We start from the raw sequence: 17,375 nt of genomic DNA, 5'->3' as shown, positions 1-17,375 counted from the left end.
ACATGTTGGGGCAGACTGGAGAGTGAGTCCGTTCTGAGCGCAGGAAAAGTGTCGGGCAGTCCCGACACCGTGGTTAGGTTGGGGGTGGTGAACAGGCACCGAAAGTGGACACAAGGCGGTGCCTGTCTCTGATTTAGTCGGCTCCCCTGAATGAGCGTTCTGGCTAATTGTTTAACCCCCTCCCGTGGTCGAGGGCTGATTTTCTTATGCTCTCGTGGTCGGATTCTTGTTCGTCGCTGGATTCACAGACCAATTTCTGCGAACGCGTCGTCGATCACGTCCTCGCTGGGGGCGTTCAGGTAGGGTTCGATGGCAGCGAAGCTGTCCCAGCCGCCGACGGCCATCACGACGCGCGGGTTCACCTGCTCGTCGACCAGGAGGCGCTGGGCGAAGCGACGGCGGAGATCGTGCGTGCTGACCTTCTCGAAGTCGGCGTCGCCGGTCGCCTCGGCAGCTCGGGCAGCGGTGCGGCGGACGACCGCGCGGACGCCGGGTTGCTTCAGGTTGATGAACGGGTCTTTCGGCGCGATGTTGTGCTCGTTCTGGTAGCGCTGGAGGTCGCGCTCGACGCTGTCGGGGAGGTAGGCGTCGCGGGGTTTGCCACCGTTCCCGCTGGTGTCCTTGCCGGCACGAACGCGGAGGCGGTACTGTCCGCTGTCGGTGGCCTTCACGTCGACGGGACGGACCTGCGGAATCTCGAAGGCGCGCAGGCCGACGAACGCGCCCAGTTGGATAATGAGGTCGTCGCGCTGGCTGTTCGTGGCTCGGCGGAGGTCCTCGATCTCGCTGTCGGTGAGCCAGACCTTGTGTTCGTTCCCGTCGGTGGCTTCGATTCGCATTACGATTAGTTTAGTTTCCGTTAGGATAGTGGTTGCGGACGGCGTGATCGGGGCGGAGACACACCTGGTTTCGAGTGAAAATCGGGCCGTCTGTTACGACTTGTTTAAGAAGTCGTTACTGATGACTGGGGAGTCTTAGTCCGTCGCCTTATGAATCAGATGGAAGTAAACTCCAAGCGAGAGGCCGCCGATCATCCCGAACAGTGGTGCGAGGAAGAAACTCACGAACCCGTAGACGCTTCCGAGAACGCCACCGAGCGCACCGATCCCAGCAAGCAATTGGGATTCAAGGAGGCCGCTGCCTCCCATCAGGATGCCTGTCGTCGTCCACAATCCAATCGGAAGTAGCGAGAACAGGCCGACCGCGATTCCGCTCAGAGAGCTTTTGATGATGCCGTATTCCTCGACGTACGAAGCCGCTGCCCCGCCAATGGCCGCACCAAAGAAGTTGACCAGTGGAATGAATCCCAGTACGAACGCGATTGTACCGCCGATTGTGAGTCCGTTCGGAATACCGCTAATGTATCTGTTATCAGACATCGAAGAACGGAGACGTTGGATTGTAATGAATGGTCGGTCGAACTCATCACTCGATATCGGTCACGCTCTACTTTCACTTTCACTTTCACTCCGGGTATGGCGCGGCTTCAAGTCATTATCTGGTTACCATCCGGAACGCAATGATTACCGACGCCAGAGCGCTCCGGCACGCGTTCGTGCCGCGCGATCTCTACCATCGTGAGGGACAGATCGACCATCTCTCGTCGCAACTCACGCCGTCGACGCTGGATCGAGGCGACCACGTCTTTATCTTCGGGCCGAGCGGGGCCGGTAAGACGACCGTCGCGAAGTACACGCTCGGCCAGCTCGAAGCCGAGCATCTCGGTGTCCGCTGGGCGTACGTGAACGGCATGAGCGACAACACGGCCGCCGCGGTGATGCACAAGGCCGTCCGCGACATGGGGCTCGGGGCCGATCTCCGGCGCGAGGGAACGCCGACCTCGGTGGCCGTCGACCGGCTCCGCGAGTGTGACGACCGTATCATCATCGTCCTCGACGAAGTCTCGGTGATGGACGAACGGCCGCTGTACGTCCTCTACGAGATTCCCGGCGTGTCGCTCATCTGTATCACGACCGACGAGGACGAATGGCTGGCCGACCTCGACGAGAAAGTGTACTCGCGGCTCAGCGCCGCGCCCATCGTCCGTCTGGAGAAGTACAGCCACGCCGAACTGGTCGATATCCTCGACGCTCGCGTGACTCACGGGCTGGTCTCCTCGCGCGTCGACGACACTGCGGTCGAATTCATCGCGGACATCGCGGCGGGGAACGCTCGCAAGGCCATCGCCATGTTGCGGCGGGCCGCCGCCTACGTCGAGAACAACGAGATGCGCGACCTGACGCCGGCGGTCGTCGACGAGATCGCCGACGAGGCACAGCGTGAGGTCAAGGAGCGGAAAATCCGCGCGCTTGGGACACACCAGCGACTGCTGTTCCGGATCGTCCGGCGCGCCGGCGAGATCGACGCCGGAACGTTGCACGCTCGCTACGAGGACCAGATGGACTCGCCGAAGGCGCGTCCGACCCGGCGGCGCTACCTCCGGAGTCTGAAACAGTACGAACTCATCGACGACGAAGGGAACGGTCGCGGTAAGTCCTACCGGTCGCTGGTCTGATTCCGCTCATTCGACTTGGTTGGCGTTCACTTAGTTTTTGAAACTAGAATGAATCAGAGATTAGATTCAGCAGGACTGATGCGTTTGCATCAATCCGAAATGAACGAATCAGTACCACTGAAAGTACGAACTGACTAATGATCGCTATGTCATCCTGGACGACTCTCTGAATCGTGTGCAAGATACAGGTCGCATATCGACCAGTTGTCCTGCATTAAAAAGCTGGATTCTGAATCAATTAGTATAGCTCATAATCTTCATTACATTAGTCGAATTATAATTCCTAGGGAAACTAATACAGAGATTTACCAAATAAGGGTTTTATTACTGCTCATCATCGGGTGAATCGGTTTGATCTTGCGGTGTTTCAGGAGCCTGCTCTACAGGTGCAAAACAGGCGTAGCGATCACCAAGCTGGTTACTGATGATCTTTGAAACTCGGGTATCATCCATTAGGATGGACGTTGTATGGTGTAAACTGAGAACACGATCTTGAAGCTCGTCATCATCTTCTAACGCAGTTACATTGAATCCTAAATCAGACACCTGTGACCGAGAGATAGGCCGCCCGTGGCTTCTGAAATTATCCCTATTTGAGAGATAGTGTGCAATTTCTTCATGCCGGTTATTTTCAATATCCCCTTCATTCAACATGTAATCTTGAAGCCATTGCCTCGCTAACTCCTCCGACAGATCAATAGCATCCTCACACTCTGCCAAGAGACTAGGACCATACTGGGTCAAAATCGGACCCCAAGCGCCTACTTCGCCAGTTTGCCTGAATTCCTCTCTAGCTTGGTCGAACTGGTTCAGAATCGCATAGGCGGGGGCAAGTCGGGGCCCAAACTGTGTCTGAACCTGCATCTGCGGATCAATGGGCCCTAGACTAGAATGGCTACCCATTATGATTTTATCAGCAGCACAACACATCAACGTAGCTGCTGACTTCGCTGCCTGTGGGACGAAAATCCGGATCTCGTCATAATGATCGCGTAGATACAGGATTATCTGTTCAGCCGCTTCAGGCGAACCACCAGGGCTATGCAAAATCAGATCAAGTTTACTCCCGTCAAGATTGCTCAAAACCTCCATATAACCCTGCATATCACCAAGCGTGATAGACTGATTATATCCACTATTGCTAGGTTGAGTGAAATCAGTCGTATAGATGATTATGTCGTTTTCTGTATAGTCATGCAGTCTGCTCAGATAGTGGTTAATTGCACGATCATAGGCCTGTTGCCCATGATCTTGTTTTAATTCATTTACCCAGTCTAAAATGTCCCCCCAACTCGGCATATTATTTGTTCTCGGGGGGCGTTAGCGAGTTTGAAACACGAGTAGATGACCGGGAGTTGTTTTCACCAGCGTATTCTGCTACACTCGGGCCATCGTATTCTTCCAGCATGGTTTCTAACTCTTCCTGTCTGTCGGAACTCATGTCTTCTTCACTCATTATGTTGACTGTTTTGATGTTGTAAGTCCGTGGGCATATGATTTTTGCGTTGATGTTATTTTTATCGAAAATCGTCATAAGAGGGGTTCATAACAGCATTTGTCGGGATTTCCCCCCATTTTCGGTACGATACATCGTCTCCCTGTACTCAGCACGCGACTCCTGTCATAGTTTGACGATCCAACAGAACCGCTCATTTGCGAATCGCCAGACAGCGGCCTTTCCGTTCACTTCCGTTCATCTTCCGATCATCGGCTATTTTTGAGTGTCTCGTTGGCTTGAGCCTTCTTTTTCTTTTCTGAATTTTGATGAAATTTGTTTCCGGTCACCCGCGCCCCAGTCCTTTTACAGACCATCTCGTCGCCGCAACTATGCCGCGTACCAAAACTCCCGACCGAATCGAGCGTGAGACCATCGACGGCAAAGACACGAAGGTATTCATCTACCACACTGACCCCGAGTACAGCAGTCGCATCGAAGTCCAGCGCGACGAGTCGTGGGAGTTCGGTATCGACGGCGAAGCCGTCGCGACGCTGCTAACGACTACTGATGTGGCTGACGATATTCTCGCCGAACCCGAACTGCCCGAGTGGTTGGTCGAGTCGCTGCTGGGGTTAGGCATCGAAGAGATCGAGGGGGAGGCATGAAGCAGATTCGTCAGGCTACCCCAGATGCGAGCTTGCCCGAACTGGAACCGGGTCTCACACTGTTGGAGACACCTGATCCACGGTCAACAGCCCTGCACCAGCTGGCCCTCGATACAATCCAGCACGTCGACGGTGTTGCCTACTGGGTGGATGCCCGGAACACCAGTTCCTCGTACACGCTCCACGAGATGGCCCCTCATCGTCGTATCCTACGGCGGATTCGTCTTGCGAGGGGCTTTACCGCCTACCAGCATTTCCAGATAGTCCGGCGTGTCGTCAAGCAGGCTTCTGCACGGACTGGCTGTATTATCCTGCCGAACCTGGCGTCGTTGTACCGTGACGAGGACGTACCGACACACGAGGCTGAGCCCATGCTCAGCGCTGTCCTCAGTGCGCTCTCCGAGGTTGCAGATGTGTACAACATCCCGGTTCTTGTGACCGACGCGGCTGGTGATGGCCTCACCGAGATGGTCGCAGAGCAGGTCGCTACCTCGTACGAGTGCGAACGGACTCCGATGGGCTACCGCTTCGCCGGAGAGGACTACGAAACGACTGTCTACTGGGCGGATGGGTATTGGCAGACGACGATTCCCTACTGGGTCGACTTGCTCGGTGTCGCGGAGGAGCAGGCCGACACCGCGGGAATCGGTCCGATCACGCCGGCCACGATGGGAGGGGCCTGATGGGGCGAACCAATCCGACCTATCGGGATTTCCTCGGTCGGTTCGAGGACCGATGCCAGCCATTTCGGCGGGCACTCCGGCGGGAGTATCGGCCTGCCTTCGACGAGCTATTCGAGCAGGCGAAGCACCACGCCGACGCCGCTGGCTACCTCAACAGTACTGACCCCGAGCTCGCCGTACTCCTGTCGATGTTGGTCGCCCAGCAGCGGGAACTTCAGATGCTCCGTGAGGAGGTGCAAGACTGACCCATGCCGCTGCTTACCTGCGAATTTCGAGACGAGGGCGTTCGAGAGTGGCACGCCACCAACGAGGGGGTTGAGCGTCGGGTCAACACCGACTACGAGCCTGCGCTGCTGGCGTCGGGCGATAACCTGGATGCGCTTCGGGACCGGCTTCGGACGGACCCGAAGGTTACCAGCACTCGATACGAGGAGTGGTTCACCTCCCTGGGTTCGGAGACGAAGACGACTGTCCTCCGTATCAGTCTTGAGCGAGTGACTGAGGTTCAAACGTTGGCTCACGAGATCCGCCGCCTGTACGAGCTCGACCAGTTCCACCCCGGAGCTTTCCGTCTGTTCAACGTCGACCTCGCGCCGCAGTTCCGGTACTGCGTCGAGACGGGAACCTCTCCGGTTCCGGAGCGAGACCTTCGCGTTCTGAACATCAGTATCCCGGAAACCGCACTCCGTGACCAGGACGTGACTGCGCTGACAGTCGACGGGACGCGACTCGGAGACAGCCCAGCAGCGGTTCTCAGCGCGCTCGACGAGCGTGTGCGGACCGTGGACCCCGACGTGTTGTGCTGTTCGACGGCCCGAACCATTCCGTTCTGTCACGACCAGGCCAGCGAACAGGGAATCGAAGACTTCCGACTCGGTCGGGCAGATGGCTACGAGAAGCTTGCCGGGGCCAGTACCTACGAGAGCTACGGGCAGATCGGTCACTCCCCAGCTCGCTTCCGTGTGCCGGGACGGGCCGTCGTCGACGAGTCAAACTCGTTCCTCCTGGACGAGTCCGGCATCCCGGGTCTCCTCGACCTCGTCGAACGTTCATGGCGGCCGCTTCAGGAGACCGCCTGGGGGTCGATCGGGACGATACTGACGGCGATTCAGGTTCGTAAAGCGCTCGAACGCGAGGTGTTGATTCCGTGGAACAAGTGGGAGCCGGAGGAATTCAAAACGGTCGCAACGCTTCACGAGGCCGACCGTGGCGGGTTCACCTTCGCGCCGAACGTTGGGATGCACGAGGACGTTGTGCAGATCGACTTCGGGTCGCTGTACCCGAACATCATGTGCGAGTACAACATCAGCCCGGAGACGGTCTGTTGTGACTGTCACGACACCGAGGACGTACCTGGAATCGGGTACAGCATCTGTGATCGTGACGGGTTCATTCCCGAGGTCCTCCGGCCGATTATCGATGACCGCGCCGAGATTAAAGCGGAGATTGCGTCGGCGAGCGATTTGGAGCGGCGGGACGCTCTCCAGGCACGGTCGGACGCGCTGAAATGGATTCTCGTCAGTTGCTTCGGCTACCAGGGGTATCGGAACGCCAAGTTCGGCCGCATCGAGTGTCACGAGGCCATCAACGCCTACGCTCGGGAGATTCTACTGGACGCGAAAGAGACGCTGGAAGCGGGCGGCTGGCGGGTCGTTCACGGCATCGTCGACAGCCTCTGGGTCCAGCCCGTCGACGGGGAGTCACAGACGCCGATTCCGGAGCTGTGTGACCGCATCTCCGAGCGGGAGTCCATCCCGCTGGAGTTGGAGGACCGATACGACTGGATCTGTTTCGTCCCGCTCAGTGATTCCGAGGCGGGGGCGCTCACGAAGTACTTCGGTCGAGTGGCGGGTGCGGAGGAACCCGTCACGAAGGGGATCGAGGCAGTCCAGCGGAGTACCCCGGCGTTCGTCGAGGCGCTCCAGCGAGATCTCATCTGGACGCTCGACCGCGAGGGGTCGCCGGAGGCCGTCTGCGAGCGGTTGTATCGTGGCATCCAGACGCTGGAAGCGGGCAACGTCGACCCGCAAGACCTGGTGATTCGAAAGCGCGTCTCCAAGGCAGTCGGGGACTACGACCAGCGAACACAGACCGTCGCGGCCCTCCAGCGGGCAAAGGCCCAGGGGCTCCCGCGCCATCCCGGTCAGGATGTAGAGTACGTCGTCGTCGACGACGACCGACGTTCGAAGGAGCGGGTGCAGTTAGCCCACGAGTCCCTCAGCGAGTACGATACGGAGTTCTACCGGATGCTGGCGCTTCGGGCCGGTGAGAGCGTGCTTCGGCCGCTGGGGTGGGACCAGACTGATTACCGCCGCTATCTCCGTGGCACGACGACGCTCTCGCTGGAGGGATTTTTGTGAGCGGCGGGGATGTGAGGCTGACAAGCGATGCAGGGTCGCTACGCGTTGCGGTCGACCCACTCGCAGAAGGCGTCGAAGTCGTTCGCGCCGGCACTCTCGGCGATATTGCGGAGCGTCCCCGTTCTGAGTTCGTCGTGCAGCGGGACGGTGACCTGCCGGCGGTCGTCCTCGTTGGTCGGATGCTCGTAGTAGAGCTGGGCGTGGTCGCCGGTCGTCCGTCGCCACTCGAAGCCGCCGACGTTCACGAGGACCTTTACGACCTCTTTGCCGGAGAACGTGCCTCGCCCCATCTACTGCATGAAGTCGGGGAGTTCGCCGTCTCCCGTGGTGTTGTCCTCGGGGTCGATCCCCATCTCTCGAAGTTCCTCGTCGGTCGGCTCGTGGCCGATCTCGCCGTTGTGGAGGGCGACCGCTTCGTCGAGCATCTCCAAGGCTTCCTGCCGGGTGTCGCCCTGCGTGGTGACGCCGGTTTCGATATGGGTGATGACCCAGCCGTCACCCTCGGGCCACATTCGGATCTCGTCCTCGTGGACGTCTCCGTCGCGCGTCGAACTGGCCATACGAGTACTTGCTCAATCAGCGGGATAAGCGTTCGGCCGTCGACGCGATGGGGTTGGGGGGAGATTCGAATCCGTCGACGGCCTACCTCGACAGCGGCGACTGGCCCTGATAAGCGTAGCGGAGTGGGCTGGTTGTTAGGGCGATTCTTCCTCACTCAAGTAGTCGCGACCGTCCTCCGAGATGATGTAGTATGGTCTCGTACCGGCTTCGGCTTCAACGAGTTTGCCTTCATCAAGAGGTTCCTTCTCCACCATGAGGACCAGACCCTCCTCCGCAAATTCATCAAGGTAGTTCCGGACGCTGTCAGCGGTGAAAGTAACGTCCTTGTGAAGTTTCAAATTTCTATAAATAAGCAACGGGGGAAGCGCCAGCGGATGCTCCTTCATAAATTCGAGCAACTGCTGGCGTCTGTCCTCCTTCGTCATGTCGTCCCCATCTGGTCGAAGGGGCATATTTACACCGAAAACCTCAGATTTCACACAACTATTAGGTTCTTCCTTATTCTCCGGCATATTTCCTATAACTATGGGAAAATACTAAGTGCTGTTGGAAATGAGGGTACTGGTAAGACCGACGCGGCGCTCACGGTGGTGGTCTGTTCCTCGGAAAACGGGGAGCGGCCCCCTGCTGGAGACAGAGAGGCCGCGTCGGTTGGGATTCCAACCGTGATGAACGCAACACACGGGGGCGACAAAAGCCTCCCGCACGATTCGCGACGTTACGAACAGGTTACCAAGTGGAAAGCAAATGTTACCTGTCCGTTCTGTGGCACACCCGTCGCAGGGCTCACCGCGGACGACCGGACGACCATCGACCCCTGCGGCCACAGCGCGGCCGCACTGACGACTGAGCGCGTTCTGGAGCAAGCATGAGCAAGCACACGAGTACCAACAGGAGTGCCGACCGAGAGGAGTGGGATCGCGAGACTGAGTCCCTGTTTCGAGAGATCGAGATCATGACGACACTGCCCGTCCACAGCGGTGATACGGTCCTGTTCATTGGGCTCAACGGGGCTGACTCCGCGGCCGATCTGGACGAGCAGCAGCCCGAGGACTACATCGAGGTCGAGGAGTCTCTCGTGGTTGACCGGAGGGCAGTGCGATGACTGCCTTCGGCCAGAAAGACATCGAGGACATTGGTGTCGCGAAGGACGATGGCGAGTCGTGGGGTGATGTCGCCGAGCGCCTTCGCGGCCGTGACGACGACCGCTGGCACTACTGTGTCTGCGGGGCTCGCTTCCGCTCGCGCGGCCCGGCGCTCCAGTGCTGTAGTGACCGCTTCGCGGAGATCGTCACCGACGGAGGGAGTGACCAGCGAGGCGTCACCCGCCACCGGGTCGGCGGCGAGCGCCCGTCGGTGTCCTACGGACCGGCGAACGACGAGGAGTGGGTGCTGGCGGTCACGACCGAGGCCGAGGGTCGCGTCGAGATCGTGCTCGACGAGAGGATGATGTACGAGCTGTGGACCGAGGTCCACAACGTCCCGTGGCCGGACGCGTCTCACCACACCGAGGAGCGGAGCCGGCTGGTCCGGCAGCTCGTCCACGCCGCGAACGGTGCTGACGAGGCGATGCTTCGGGACGCGCTCGACGCGCTGGGGGTGCGCCGCTGATGCCGACCTGCCAGGGTTGCGGGTCGACGGTCACGGACCGGTACGCCCGCGTGTTCACACCCGACGGCGTCGACGAGCCCCGCGCCTGCCCGTTCTGCGAGGACAAGATCCGCGACGGCGCGGAGGTTCGCGAGGCCCGGTCGACGCGACACAACAACGGCGGGGAGCCGACGCGGTACGACCCTGAGAAGGCGGCGAGCGGCGGCGAGGAGTAGCGACTCGGCGGTTCAGGCCCACAGGTGGAAGTTCGGTTCGAGTCCGAGCGGGTCTATCGACAGCGAGCGCGTGTCAGCTTGGTACCCTGGTCGCGCTCGCTGTCACCTTGAGAGACCCATGCAGGACCTCACAGACCACGTAGTTGGTTGTTTCGACCGTCGAGTATCGCGAGGTGTCGTCGCGTGAGCGACGATCTCCAGCCGCTCGCCCCAGACGAGGGTGTCGAGCGGTTCCTTAGACACCGAGAGCCGAGCGTTCGGAAGTCGACGCTCCAGAACGCTCGCACCCGATTGAGTGCGTTTCTCGACTGGTGCGAGGATCGGGAGATCGAGAACCTGAACGAGTTGTCTGGTCGCGACCTGTCGGACTTCGTCGCGTGGCGGCGGAGCGATGTGGCTGCGATTACGCTCCAGAAGCAACTGTCGACGATCCGCGTCGCGCTTCGGTTCTGGGCCGACATCGAGGGCGTCGAGGACGGGCTGGCAGAGAAGGTCCACGCGCCCGAGCTGCCCGACGGCGCTGAGTCGCGGGATGTCCACCTCGATGCGAGTCGCGCCGAGGCGATTTTGAGCTATCTCGACCGCTACCAGTTCGCGAGCCGCCGGCACGCTGTGATGACGCTCCTGTGGAACACAGGGATGCGACGCTCGGCGCTGATTTCGCTGGATGTCGACGATATGCGTCCGGACGAGCAGGCGCTCGTGCTGGAGCATCGGATCGAGCAGGGGACGAAGCTCAAGAACGGAGAGGCGGGGAACCGCTGGGTCTACCTCGGACCTGAGGCGTACCAGATTGTCGACGAGTACGTCGCGGAGAACCGCCACAACGTGACTGACGAGTACGGTCGTGAGCCGCTCATCACGTCCAAGAACGGGCGACCGAGTGGCTCGTCGATTTATAATTGGGTCCATCGGGCGACGCACCCTTGCGAGTACGGCGAGTGTCCGCACGATCGCGACCCGGTTGATTGCGAGGCTGTCGGTTCGGAGAACACGCCGAGTAAGTGCCCGTCGTCGCGGTCGCCTCACGCGGTTCGACGCGGGGCGATCACGGAGCATTTGAACGACGACGTGCCGCCGGAGACGGTCTCGGAGCGGATGGATGTCTCGCTGGAAGTGCTGTACCAGCACTACGACGCACGCACCGCCCGCGAAAAGATGGAAGTACGTAAAAAGCACTTAGAATGATGCCTCAAACCCACGAAAACGACGAGTACAGCGATTCGAACAGTCAGACCTCCCCGGCGAGTCCATTCCTTCGCTCACTTCGTTCGTTCAGTCATGGACTCGCCGAACATCGCGAACGCTTCGCGTTCGCTCAATCCCGGCGGGCCTATCCTCCTCTCTCGCCAAGTGGGATCGCTCTGTCACGCTGGTCGCTCGTAGGACCTGAGCGCTCGTGCCCGCGAGCATCTGCTCACGACGGGGCTTTCAGTGCTACGTAGTCGATGCGGAACCCCGGAGAAATGGATTGCCGCCTCAGGTCGGCGGCTCCCGCAGGCCGAGCCAGCCGAGCAGTATCGACAGGGTCAGTGCGACGGTAGCCGCCCCGAAGCCGGGGCCGCTCCCGCCAGTCGTTCCGGTCGGACTGGTGACGGCGTCGGTCGCGGCCTGCGTGGCCGTTCCGCCGTCGGTCGATGGGGCCGGCGTCGCCGCTGTCGCAGTTCCCGGCATGCTCGCGGCCGTGCTCGTTTGAGTCGGTGTCGCCGTGACCGCTGGGGTCACAGTCCCGTTGGTCCCATTCGTCACGTTTGTTCCGTTCGTCGAATCGGTTCCGCTTGGCGCAGCCGACGTGCGGACGGTCACGTTACCGACGGCCGTCCTGTTGAGCGAGACGGCGTGTGTCCCCGTGGCGTTGAATCTGACCGAGAGGTTGATCGAACGCTGTTCGCCGGCGTCGATGTCGACCGACTCGTTCACGCCGACCGCGCTGCCGTTGACGGACACGTACGCGTCGAAGGTCCCGTCGTCGTCGCCGGTGTTCTCGACGAGCGCCGAGACGGTCACCGGTGCCCCGACGGTCGTCGTCGAGGCGTTGAGCGACGCGTTCGTCACGGTGAACGACGGTTCGTCCGGTGGAGCGGCCCCACCACCGCCACCACCGCCACCGCCACCACCGCCGCTGTCGTTGTCGTCATCGTCACTGTCGTCGTTGCCTCCGCCACCTCCGCCGCCATCGCTGCTCCCGTCGTCCGACGGGGTTTCGGTCGGCGTCTGTGTCGGCGTTGGCGTCTGTGTCGGTGTGGGTGTCTGCGTCGGCGTGGGTGTCTCGGTCGGCGTTGGCGTCGGCGTCGTCTCGCCTTCGACGGTCACGGTCACGTCGTGGACGGTTTCCGGGCTAGTGGTCGCGCCGTCGCCGTCCGAGAATTTGGTGTCAGCCTCGACGACCGAGAGGTCGGTGCTCGATCCCGCTTCGTCGGTGACTGACAGCGTGACCGTCGCGAGGACGGGGTTCGCCGTCTCCGAGTCGCGGAGCTGATTGAACGCCACCCAGCCGGCGTCGTTGTTCGTATTGGTGACCGGGGCGTCGAAGTCGCCGCTACCGGACACCGACTCGACCTGGACGACGGCGGGGTCGAAGGTGAGGTTCGTCTGGTAGCCGCTCACGGCGGTCGCGTTCGCCCACACCGTCAGCGTGGTCGTCTCTCCGGGCGAGACGGTGACGGTGTCGGCGGGCGCACCGGTCGCGTTCCCGGCGACCCCGATCGCCGGGGCCGGCAGCGCACCGGCCGTCGCGACGGCGAGCGGCAGGGCCGCGAGCACTGCGACGAGGGCACCGACAGCGAGCAGTCGTTTGGTGTCGCTCACGAGTCGCCTCCGCTCATGTTCCGCACGCGAGCAGCGTCGCCGATATCGACGTCTCCGTCGCCGTCGACGTCCGCCCCGTCACGGTCGATCTCGACGTCCTTGCCGGCCACGGACTGCTGGATCCGGGTCACGTCGTCGCTATCGACGTCTCCGTCGCCGTCCGCGTCGCCCGCGATGGGGCCGTCGCTCTCCTCCGGTGGGAGATACCGGACCTGCAACGTCGGCGGCACGTCGCTCTCGGCCGTCTGGATGTCCCAGCCGTCGCCGCCGCTGGGGAGGAACACCCAGCCGTGGTTCGGGGCCCCGTCGGCCCACGCCTGGACGCTGGCCGAGAGATCGATCCGCGTCGTCCCGGTGGCGACGGTCCCGGTCTGCGCGTCGGCGCTGTCGACCGCTTCGGAGCCGTCGGCCTGGACGCCGCCGTCCAGCGACGCCCACGTGTCGTCCTGCCCCCAGTCGGTCAGCATGCGGTGGACGGACGCACCGGAACCGTCGTCGGCCGTTTCGAGAAGTAGCGTCGCGCTCTCGACGCTCGCTCCTCGCGGAACCTGACCGTCGCCGTCGCCGACGACGCCGTCGAACCGCAGGAGGGCCTGGCTGCCGTTGCCGCTCCCCTGTGGGTCGTTCTGGTCGATGGACAGCGTGGTCGCCGTTCCGAAGCCCGTCTCGGGGTCGGCCTCGCGGAGCATGGTGTCGACCGTGCCGCCGTAGCCGTCGGTCCCCTGCTCGAACGCGACCCGTTCGCCGGTCGACGACTCGGTGCCGAAACGGGCGTCGAAGTCCAGATCGAAGTGGAACTCGCTGTCCCCGTCCGTCTGTTCCTCGCCGGTGCTCGGCGAGAAGGTCTCGACGGCGATCCGATCGGGACCGTCGCTCCCGCCGTCCGGCTCGAACCTGATGCGGCGCATCAGGCCGTGACCGCCGTCGTCGCGGAACTGGTAGTTTGCGAGCAGTTCGTAGACCGGTCGGCCCGCGTCGTTCGTCGACACCTGGTGGACCTCGCCGTCGTCCTCGTGCCAGTGGCCACACAGGACCATGAACACCTGCTCGTTCGGCGCGACGAGTTCCTCCCAGACGGCCTGGCCCGTGTTTCCGATGTCGTTGGGCTCCTGAAGCTCCGTCGTCCGCTGGTCGGGATTGTCACGGAGGTACGAGTGGGTGGTGAGAATCGTCGCCCGGTCGGGGTGATCGTCGAGCACCTGCTGGCCCCAGCCGAGCGGCGTCGAGGGATCGTCGGTCGAGCCCGCGGGCTCCCACTCCAGCGCGAGGTGGAGGAAGTCGTAGCCGCCGGCCGAAAACAGCTGGTAGCTATTGAGGTTCGCTCGGTTCTCCTCGACGCCGGTGGGGCCCGCGCCGCCGTACCACGACCGGCCGTCGTACCGGCCCGGGCCGAAGTACTGCTTGTACTTCTCGCTCGACGACTGCTTGTCCCACAGCGTCGCCCAGTCGTGATTGCCGAGAACGGTCGAGTACGGCACGACGCCGTCGAGCTTCGACATGGCGGCGTCCATGTGTCGCCACTCGGCGTCGACGTCGCCGTGGTCGACCACGTCGCCCTCGTGGCTGACGAAGGCGATGTTCTCGCTGTCGCGGTTGTCGACGATCCACTGGGTCTGCTCGCTCGCGTACGCCGTCTGGTCGTCGGCGTACACCTGCGTGTCCGGCAGCGCGACGACGGTCCAGGACGTCGACTGCTGGCTCGCTCCCGGCGCGGCTCCCAGCGTCGCGACGCCGACCCCTGCACCAACCGCCTTGAGGAGGTCGCGTCGCGTCGCGGTGCGTCCCGTCGCTCGCTGGGCACTCCCGTCCATCACTCAGTGCCCCCCGGAGTCACTCGACGGAACGAATCGCAGCGAGTAAGGGCCGTCGCGCCCGCTGCTCCGTCTGTTGTACTGCCCCCGTGTCCACTCTTCCCACCTGGTCTCGGGGTACCGATTCGATACGCAAACTGACAGTTCGTCCGGTGCGGTTTTGTCCATCTGCGGTGTGTAGCTATCGTGCGCTTTCGCGGTCCGTTTCGATTTAGACGGTCGGTAACGTCGGTGTCGGGCCACTGCACCGGAACGGTGCCGAGACAGTGACCACCCCCGACCGGTCAGTCCATCGCCTCGATTACGCGCGGCGAGTCGAGCGATGCGACCGCCTCCACCACGGCCGTGTCGAGGCTGAGGTCCCGCCAGTCGCGCGTTCGGGGGATGTAGGCGCGGTAGGTCGCGACGTCCTCGAAGAGTGAGCGGAACACCTCTCGCTCGCGTCTGGTGACTTCGTCCAGGGACTCGATCATGTTCCCGTCGCCGACGAGCGAGTCGTAGGCGTGGAAGTACTCCCTCAGCCGCCCGTCCCACTCGAAATTGCTGATCGCGGTCGCCGCCGACATCGCCGTCTCCGTCGAGATCTGTTCGACGGTGACCGTGTCGGTGTCGGGCGCGGCCTGGAGGAACACCACGTTGTCGACGCTCGCCCGCTCGACGTGGTCGGCGTCGGGATACAGGTCGCCGATATCGGTGAAATCCCGGCTGTTATCGCCGAGATACGTGTCGTTGAGGTACGCGACGGCCGTCTCCGGGAGGCCACCGGTTCGGTCGACGCGCGCGTCGACGTACTCGTGGACCGTCGAGCGCAGCTGTTCTCTCGGATCGTCGTATCGGATCTCGATCTCCGGGAACGACTCGACGTTGAACGGCTGGAGATTGACGCCCAGCGGGTAGCCGACCGCCGTCCCGTCCGCGCCCACCCAGAGGCGGTCGTCGGACAGGAAGTCCGCGCCCTCGCGCAGCAGCGACAGGAGCGTGTTCGTCTTCCCGGCCCCCCGCCAGGCCGGAAACAGGGTGGTCTGCCCGTCGAGGCTGACGCCGGACGCGTGGATCAGTGCCTGATCGTGAGTGAGCCGCCGCTTGCGGATCTCGAACTCCATCGGGTAGATGGCGTAGAACGGCTCGAACCCTCGCGTCACTCTGATCTGTGACCAGCCCGGTTCGACGGCCATGAAGTCCGATCCGTTGCGGACGACGAACTCCTCGCCCGTCCAGCCGTAGTAGTCGTCGGGATCGCCGAGGACGACCGTCGGTTCGACGTCGTCGGTCGTCTCCTCGATGACGATGTCCGGCGATCTGTCCGGTGAATTCGTTCTGAACTGGTCGTACATCCGCCGATACTGCCTGTCGAGGCGGCCACCGTCACCCTCGATCCGTACCAGGAGTTCCCCGAAGAAGTCGAAGTGCTGCCGGCTCATGGGGCCTCCCGCCACCGTCGGCCCGGTCGAAGATCGATTCGATTGCTCGTGCAACTCATCGTCATTGACCGTATGAGAGATTCATATATTCTTATATATGTCAAAAGTTATCACAGGCAATCGCGGCACGTTACCGTCGTGATCGCGCGACGAGTACTCTCGGATTACCAGAATACTCATGCCCGAGACCGTACTATTCCGGCGATCTGAGCGAGCGGTAAGTCGATCTTGTCGTCAGAAGAACTGGAATAAGTCGTCGCGGCCCGCCTCGTGGAGGTGCTCTCGAACCGCCTCGTTCAGCGGGCCGATCGACCCGCGTTTGGCGCTGATGGGGGCAATCGTCTCCTGCCACTGTTGCCAGGGCGGGTGGAGGCCGAGGCGGTCACAGAGGTCGTTCAGGCGCTCGTCGCGGTCGTCGATCTTGTCCATCTTGTTGACGGCGACGACCGGTTCGACGCCGACCTCACGGAGGAAGTGAAACAGTTCCACGTCGTGGGGAATCTCGTCCGGCCCGGAGTGGCGGTCGATGATGTCGACGACGGACTTCCCGTCGACGACGAGGATGCCGACGAGGATCTTCTCGGCGTTGGCCTCGACGTACTGGACCACGTCGGTCTTGATCTGCTCGCGAACGTCGTCGGGGACGCCGTCCATGAAGCCAAAGCCGGGGAGGTCCGTGATGACGAAGTCCGCGCTTGCCCAGTCGTAGTGGTTCGGCGAGCGGGTGACGCCGGGGCGCTGCCCGGTGTCGAACGTGTGGCCGGTCACCTCCCGCATCAGCGTCGACTTGCCGACGTTGGACCGGCCGACGAGCACCACTTCGGCGTCCCGGTCCGGTCGCGTCTCGAACATATCCGTGGTAGGCCGCCAGCGGGGAAAAGCGCGTCCGTTCGCGGCGGACGGTCTGGCCTTCCCCGGACACCGGGGCGGCGGTCCGTGACTGTGTGTTCCACGGTGGGGAAAGCGATTTCACGAGCCGTCACGACCGGCGACGTATGGCGTATCGCGGGAGTCGGTTCACCGTGGCCCTCATGGCGCTGCTCGACGGCGTCGCCGTCGGCCTACCGGTGGCCGTGTTCGTCGGCGTGGTGCTCGCCGGTGACAGCGGCTGGGCCGCCGTCGAGCCGACGGCAGTCGCCTGGCTGACCGCGGTTCCGGCCGGTGCAGCCACCCTCTACGGCGGCCACCGGTTCTACCGCGACGAGATCCCGCTCGCGACACTTACGACCACGCTGGGGCTCGTCGCGTACCTGCTGGCGAACCGCCACTTCCGCTGAACGCTGGATG

19 protein-coding genes and 1 pseudogene are annotated in these 17,375 nt (G+C 62.2%); 10 read left to right on the top strand and 10 right to left on the bottom strand.

What is annotated here, in order from left to right; all coding sequences use genetic code 11:
- Positions 1 to 242: 242 nt before the first annotated feature.
- Both ACOZ4I_RS15665 and ACOZ4I_RS15660 read right to left on the bottom strand, forming a co-directional pair.
- Complete coding sequence (locus ACOZ4I_RS15665) at positions 243 to 839, bottom strand: site-specific integrase (protein WP_424001176.1); 597 nt, start codon at positions 837 to 839, stop codon at positions 243 to 245.
- Positions 840 to 974: 135 nt separating this feature from the next.
- Positions 975 to 1,379 (bottom strand): hypothetical protein, encoded by a 405-nt coding sequence (locus ACOZ4I_RS15660; RefSeq protein ID WP_424001174.1) that lies wholly within the window; start codon positions 1,377 to 1,379, stop codon positions 975 to 977.
- 140 nt (positions 1,380 to 1,519) lie between these two features.
- Here ACOZ4I_RS15660 and ACOZ4I_RS15655 point away from each other — a divergent pair, with 140 nt between their 5' ends.
- Complete coding sequence (locus ACOZ4I_RS15655; RefSeq protein WP_424001172.1) at positions 1,520 to 2,515, top strand: Cdc6/Cdc18 family protein; 996 nt, start codon at positions 1,520 to 1,522, stop codon at positions 2,513 to 2,515.
- 324 nt (positions 2,516 to 2,839) lie between these two features.
- On the opposite strand, the gene ACOZ4I_RS15650 is transcribed toward ACOZ4I_RS15655, so the two are convergent.
- Complete coding sequence (locus ACOZ4I_RS15650) at positions 2,840 to 3,814, bottom strand: SDH family Clp fold serine proteinase (RefSeq protein WP_424001170.1); 975 nt, start codon at positions 3,812 to 3,814, stop codon at positions 2,840 to 2,842.
- Between the two features lie 528 nt (positions 3,815 to 4,342).
- Between ACOZ4I_RS15650 and ACOZ4I_RS15645 the strand changes: the two genes are divergently transcribed.
- Genes ACOZ4I_RS15645 through ACOZ4I_RS15630 form a run of 4 tightly spaced genes read left to right on the top strand, consistent with a single transcriptional unit; the run spans position 4,343 to position 7,661 of the window.
- Complete coding sequence (locus tag ACOZ4I_RS15645) at positions 4,343 to 4,618, top strand: hypothetical protein (protein ID WP_424001168.1); 276 nt, start codon at positions 4,343 to 4,345, stop codon at positions 4,616 to 4,618.
- Positions 4,615 to 5,301: a hypothetical protein gene (locus ACOZ4I_RS15640; protein ID WP_424001166.1), complete on the top strand. Its 687-nt coding sequence runs from the start codon at positions 4,615 to 4,617 to the stop codon at positions 5,299 to 5,301. Before ACOZ4I_RS15645 ends, ACOZ4I_RS15640 begins: the two co-directional genes overlap by 4 nt.
- Entirely contained in the window at positions 5,301 to 5,546 is a 246-nt protein-coding gene (locus ACOZ4I_RS15635; protein ID WP_424001164.1) for a hypothetical protein, read from the top strand. The genes ACOZ4I_RS15640 and ACOZ4I_RS15635 overlap by 1 nt, the downstream gene beginning before the upstream one ends.
- Before the next feature lie 3 nt (positions 5,547 to 5,549).
- Positions 5,550 to 7,661 (top strand): type B DNA-directed DNA polymerase, encoded by a 2,112-nt coding sequence (locus tag ACOZ4I_RS15630; protein ID WP_424001162.1) that lies wholly within the window; start codon positions 5,550 to 5,552, stop codon positions 7,659 to 7,661.
- A 38-nt stretch (positions 7,662 to 7,699) separates the two neighbouring features.
- On the opposite strand, the gene ACOZ4I_RS15625 is transcribed toward ACOZ4I_RS15630, so the two are convergent.
- From ACOZ4I_RS15625 to ACOZ4I_RS15615, 3 genes are all read right to left on the bottom strand, one after another.
- Positions 7,700 to 7,951 carry a type II toxin-antitoxin system HicA family toxin gene (locus tag ACOZ4I_RS15625; protein ID WP_424001160.1) on the bottom strand — a complete coding sequence of 84 codons (252 nt, stop codon included), beginning with the start codon at positions 7,949 to 7,951 and terminating at the stop codon, positions 7,700 to 7,702.
- A complete protein-coding gene (locus tag ACOZ4I_RS15620) occupies positions 7,952 to 8,221 on the bottom strand; it encodes a type II toxin-antitoxin system HicB family antitoxin (protein WP_424001158.1) in 270 nt (89 codons plus the stop codon).
- A 135-nt stretch (positions 8,222 to 8,356) separates the two neighbouring features.
- Positions 8,357 to 8,647 (bottom strand): hypothetical protein, encoded by a 291-nt coding sequence (locus ACOZ4I_RS15615; RefSeq protein ID WP_424001156.1) that lies wholly within the window; start codon positions 8,645 to 8,647, stop codon positions 8,357 to 8,359.
- Positions 8,648 to 9,090: 443 nt separating this feature from the next.
- Here ACOZ4I_RS15615 and ACOZ4I_RS15610 point away from each other — a divergent pair, with 443 nt between their 5' ends.
- The 4 genes and pseudogenes from ACOZ4I_RS15610 (at position 9,091) to ACOZ4I_RS15595 (ending at position 11,236) form a co-directional block, all read left to right on the top strand.
- Entirely contained in the window at positions 9,091 to 9,327 is a 237-nt protein-coding gene (locus tag ACOZ4I_RS15610; protein WP_424001154.1) for a hypothetical protein, read from the top strand.
- Positions 9,324 to 9,833 (top strand): hypothetical protein, encoded by a 510-nt coding sequence (locus ACOZ4I_RS15605; protein WP_424001152.1) that lies wholly within the window; start codon positions 9,324 to 9,326, stop codon positions 9,831 to 9,833. Before ACOZ4I_RS15610 ends, ACOZ4I_RS15605 begins: the two co-directional genes overlap by 4 nt.
- Positions 9,833 to 9,985: pseudogene (locus ACOZ4I_RS15600) on the top strand (DUF7563 family protein); the annotation flags it as partial. The gene ACOZ4I_RS15605 and the pseudogene ACOZ4I_RS15600, both read left to right, overlap by 1 nt.
- A gap of 246 nt (positions 9,986 to 10,231) precedes the next feature.
- Complete coding sequence (locus tag ACOZ4I_RS15595) at positions 10,232 to 11,236, top strand: tyrosine-type recombinase/integrase (RefSeq protein WP_424001150.1); 1,005 nt, start codon at positions 10,232 to 10,234, stop codon at positions 11,234 to 11,236.
- 291 nt (positions 11,237 to 11,527) lie between these two features.
- Here the strand turns inward: ACOZ4I_RS15595 and ACOZ4I_RS15590 are convergent, their stop codons facing one another.
- The 4 genes from ACOZ4I_RS15590 to engB all read right to left on the bottom strand — a co-directional run bounded on the left by ACOZ4I_RS15590 (position 11,528) and on the right by engB (position 16,940).
- A complete protein-coding gene (locus ACOZ4I_RS15590; RefSeq protein WP_424001148.1) occupies positions 11,528 to 12,856 on the bottom strand; it encodes a cohesin domain-containing protein in 1,329 nt (442 codons plus the stop codon).
- On the bottom strand, positions 12,853 to 14,667 hold the full coding sequence (locus ACOZ4I_RS15585) for a DNRLRE domain-containing protein (RefSeq protein ID WP_424001146.1): 1,815 nt from the start codon (positions 14,665 to 14,667) through the stop codon (positions 12,853 to 12,855). The genes ACOZ4I_RS15590 and ACOZ4I_RS15585 overlap by 4 nt, the downstream gene beginning before the upstream one ends.
- A gap of 284 nt (positions 14,668 to 14,951) precedes the next feature.
- The gene (locus tag ACOZ4I_RS15580; RefSeq protein WP_424001144.1) at positions 14,952 to 16,088 is read right to left on the bottom strand and encodes a hypothetical protein; all 1,137 of its coding nucleotides are present in this window, start codon (positions 16,086 to 16,088) and stop codon (positions 14,952 to 14,954) included.
- 234 nt (positions 16,089 to 16,322) lie between these two features.
- Complete coding sequence (gene engB, locus ACOZ4I_RS15575) at positions 16,323 to 16,940, bottom strand: GTP-binding protein EngB (RefSeq protein ID WP_424001142.1); 618 nt, start codon at positions 16,938 to 16,940, stop codon at positions 16,323 to 16,325.
- A gap of 143 nt (positions 16,941 to 17,083) precedes the next feature.
- On the opposite strand from engB, the gene ACOZ4I_RS15570 reads away from it, so the two are divergent.
- On the top strand, positions 17,084 to 17,365 hold the full coding sequence (locus tag ACOZ4I_RS15570; RefSeq protein ID WP_424001140.1) for a hypothetical protein: 282 nt from the start codon (positions 17,084 to 17,086) through the stop codon (positions 17,363 to 17,365).
- The last annotated feature ends 10 nt before the right edge of the window (positions 17,366 to 17,375 follow it).

The sequence above is a fragment of the Haloarcula salina genome, from assembly GCF_049603855.1.
Classification (GTDB): domain Archaea; phylum Halobacteriota; class Halobacteria; order Halobacteriales; family Haloarculaceae; genus Haloarcula; species Haloarcula salina_A.
The sequence above is the reverse complement of the archived record's forward strand: the minus strand, read 5'-3'. Positions and strand labels throughout refer to the sequence as shown.

Coding starts and splice junctions, on each gene's coding strand:
- ACOZ4I_RS15650 (WP_424001170.1), bottom strand. CDS start 3,814: ATGCCGAGTTGGGGGGACATTTTAGACTGGGTAAATGAATTAAAACAA.
- ACOZ4I_RS15660 (WP_424001174.1), bottom strand. CDS start 1,379: ATGTCTGATAACAGATACATTAGCGGTATTCCGAACGGACTCACAATC.
- ACOZ4I_RS15580 (WP_424001144.1), bottom strand. CDS start 16,088: ATGAGCCGGCAGCACTTCGACTTCTTCGGGGAACTCCTGGTACGGATC.
- ACOZ4I_RS15585 (WP_424001146.1), bottom strand. CDS start 14,667: ATGGACGGGAGTGCCCAGCGAGCGACGGGACGCACCGCGACGCGACGC.
- ACOZ4I_RS15610 (WP_424001154.1), top strand. CDS start 9,091: ATGAGCAAGCACACGAGTACCAACAGGAGTGCCGACCGAGAGGAGTGG.
- ACOZ4I_RS15635 (WP_424001164.1), top strand. CDS start 5,301: ATGGGGCGAACCAATCCGACCTATCGGGATTTCCTCGGTCGGTTCGAG.
- ACOZ4I_RS15645 (WP_424001168.1), top strand. CDS start 4,343: ATGCCGCGTACCAAAACTCCCGACCGAATCGAGCGTGAGACCATCGAC.
- ACOZ4I_RS15655 (WP_424001172.1), top strand. CDS start 1,520: ATGATTACCGACGCCAGAGCGCTCCGGCACGCGTTCGTGCCGCGCGAT.
- ACOZ4I_RS15605 (WP_424001152.1), top strand. CDS start 9,324: ATGACTGCCTTCGGCCAGAAAGACATCGAGGACATTGGTGTCGCGAAG.
- ACOZ4I_RS15640 (WP_424001166.1), top strand. CDS start 4,615: ATGAAGCAGATTCGTCAGGCTACCCCAGATGCGAGCTTGCCCGAACTG.
- ACOZ4I_RS15630 (WP_424001162.1), top strand. CDS start 5,550: ATGCCGCTGCTTACCTGCGAATTTCGAGACGAGGGCGTTCGAGAGTGG.
- ACOZ4I_RS15570 (WP_424001140.1), top strand. CDS start 17,084: ATGGCGTATCGCGGGAGTCGGTTCACCGTGGCCCTCATGGCGCTGCTC.
- ACOZ4I_RS15625 (WP_424001160.1), bottom strand. CDS start 7,951: ATGGGGCGAGGCACGTTCTCCGGCAAAGAGGTCGTAAAGGTCCTCGTG.
- ACOZ4I_RS15665 (WP_424001176.1), bottom strand. CDS start 839: ATGCGAATCGAAGCCACCGACGGGAACGAACACAAGGTCTGGCTCACC.
- engB (WP_424001142.1), bottom strand. CDS start 16,940: ATGTTCGAGACGCGACCGGACCGGGACGCCGAAGTGGTGCTCGTCGGC.
- ACOZ4I_RS15620 (WP_424001158.1), bottom strand. CDS start 8,221: ATGGCCAGTTCGACGCGCGACGGAGACGTCCACGAGGACGAGATCCGA.
- ACOZ4I_RS15615 (WP_424001156.1), bottom strand. CDS start 8,647: ATGACGAAGGAGGACAGACGCCAGCAGTTGCTCGAATTTATGAAGGAG.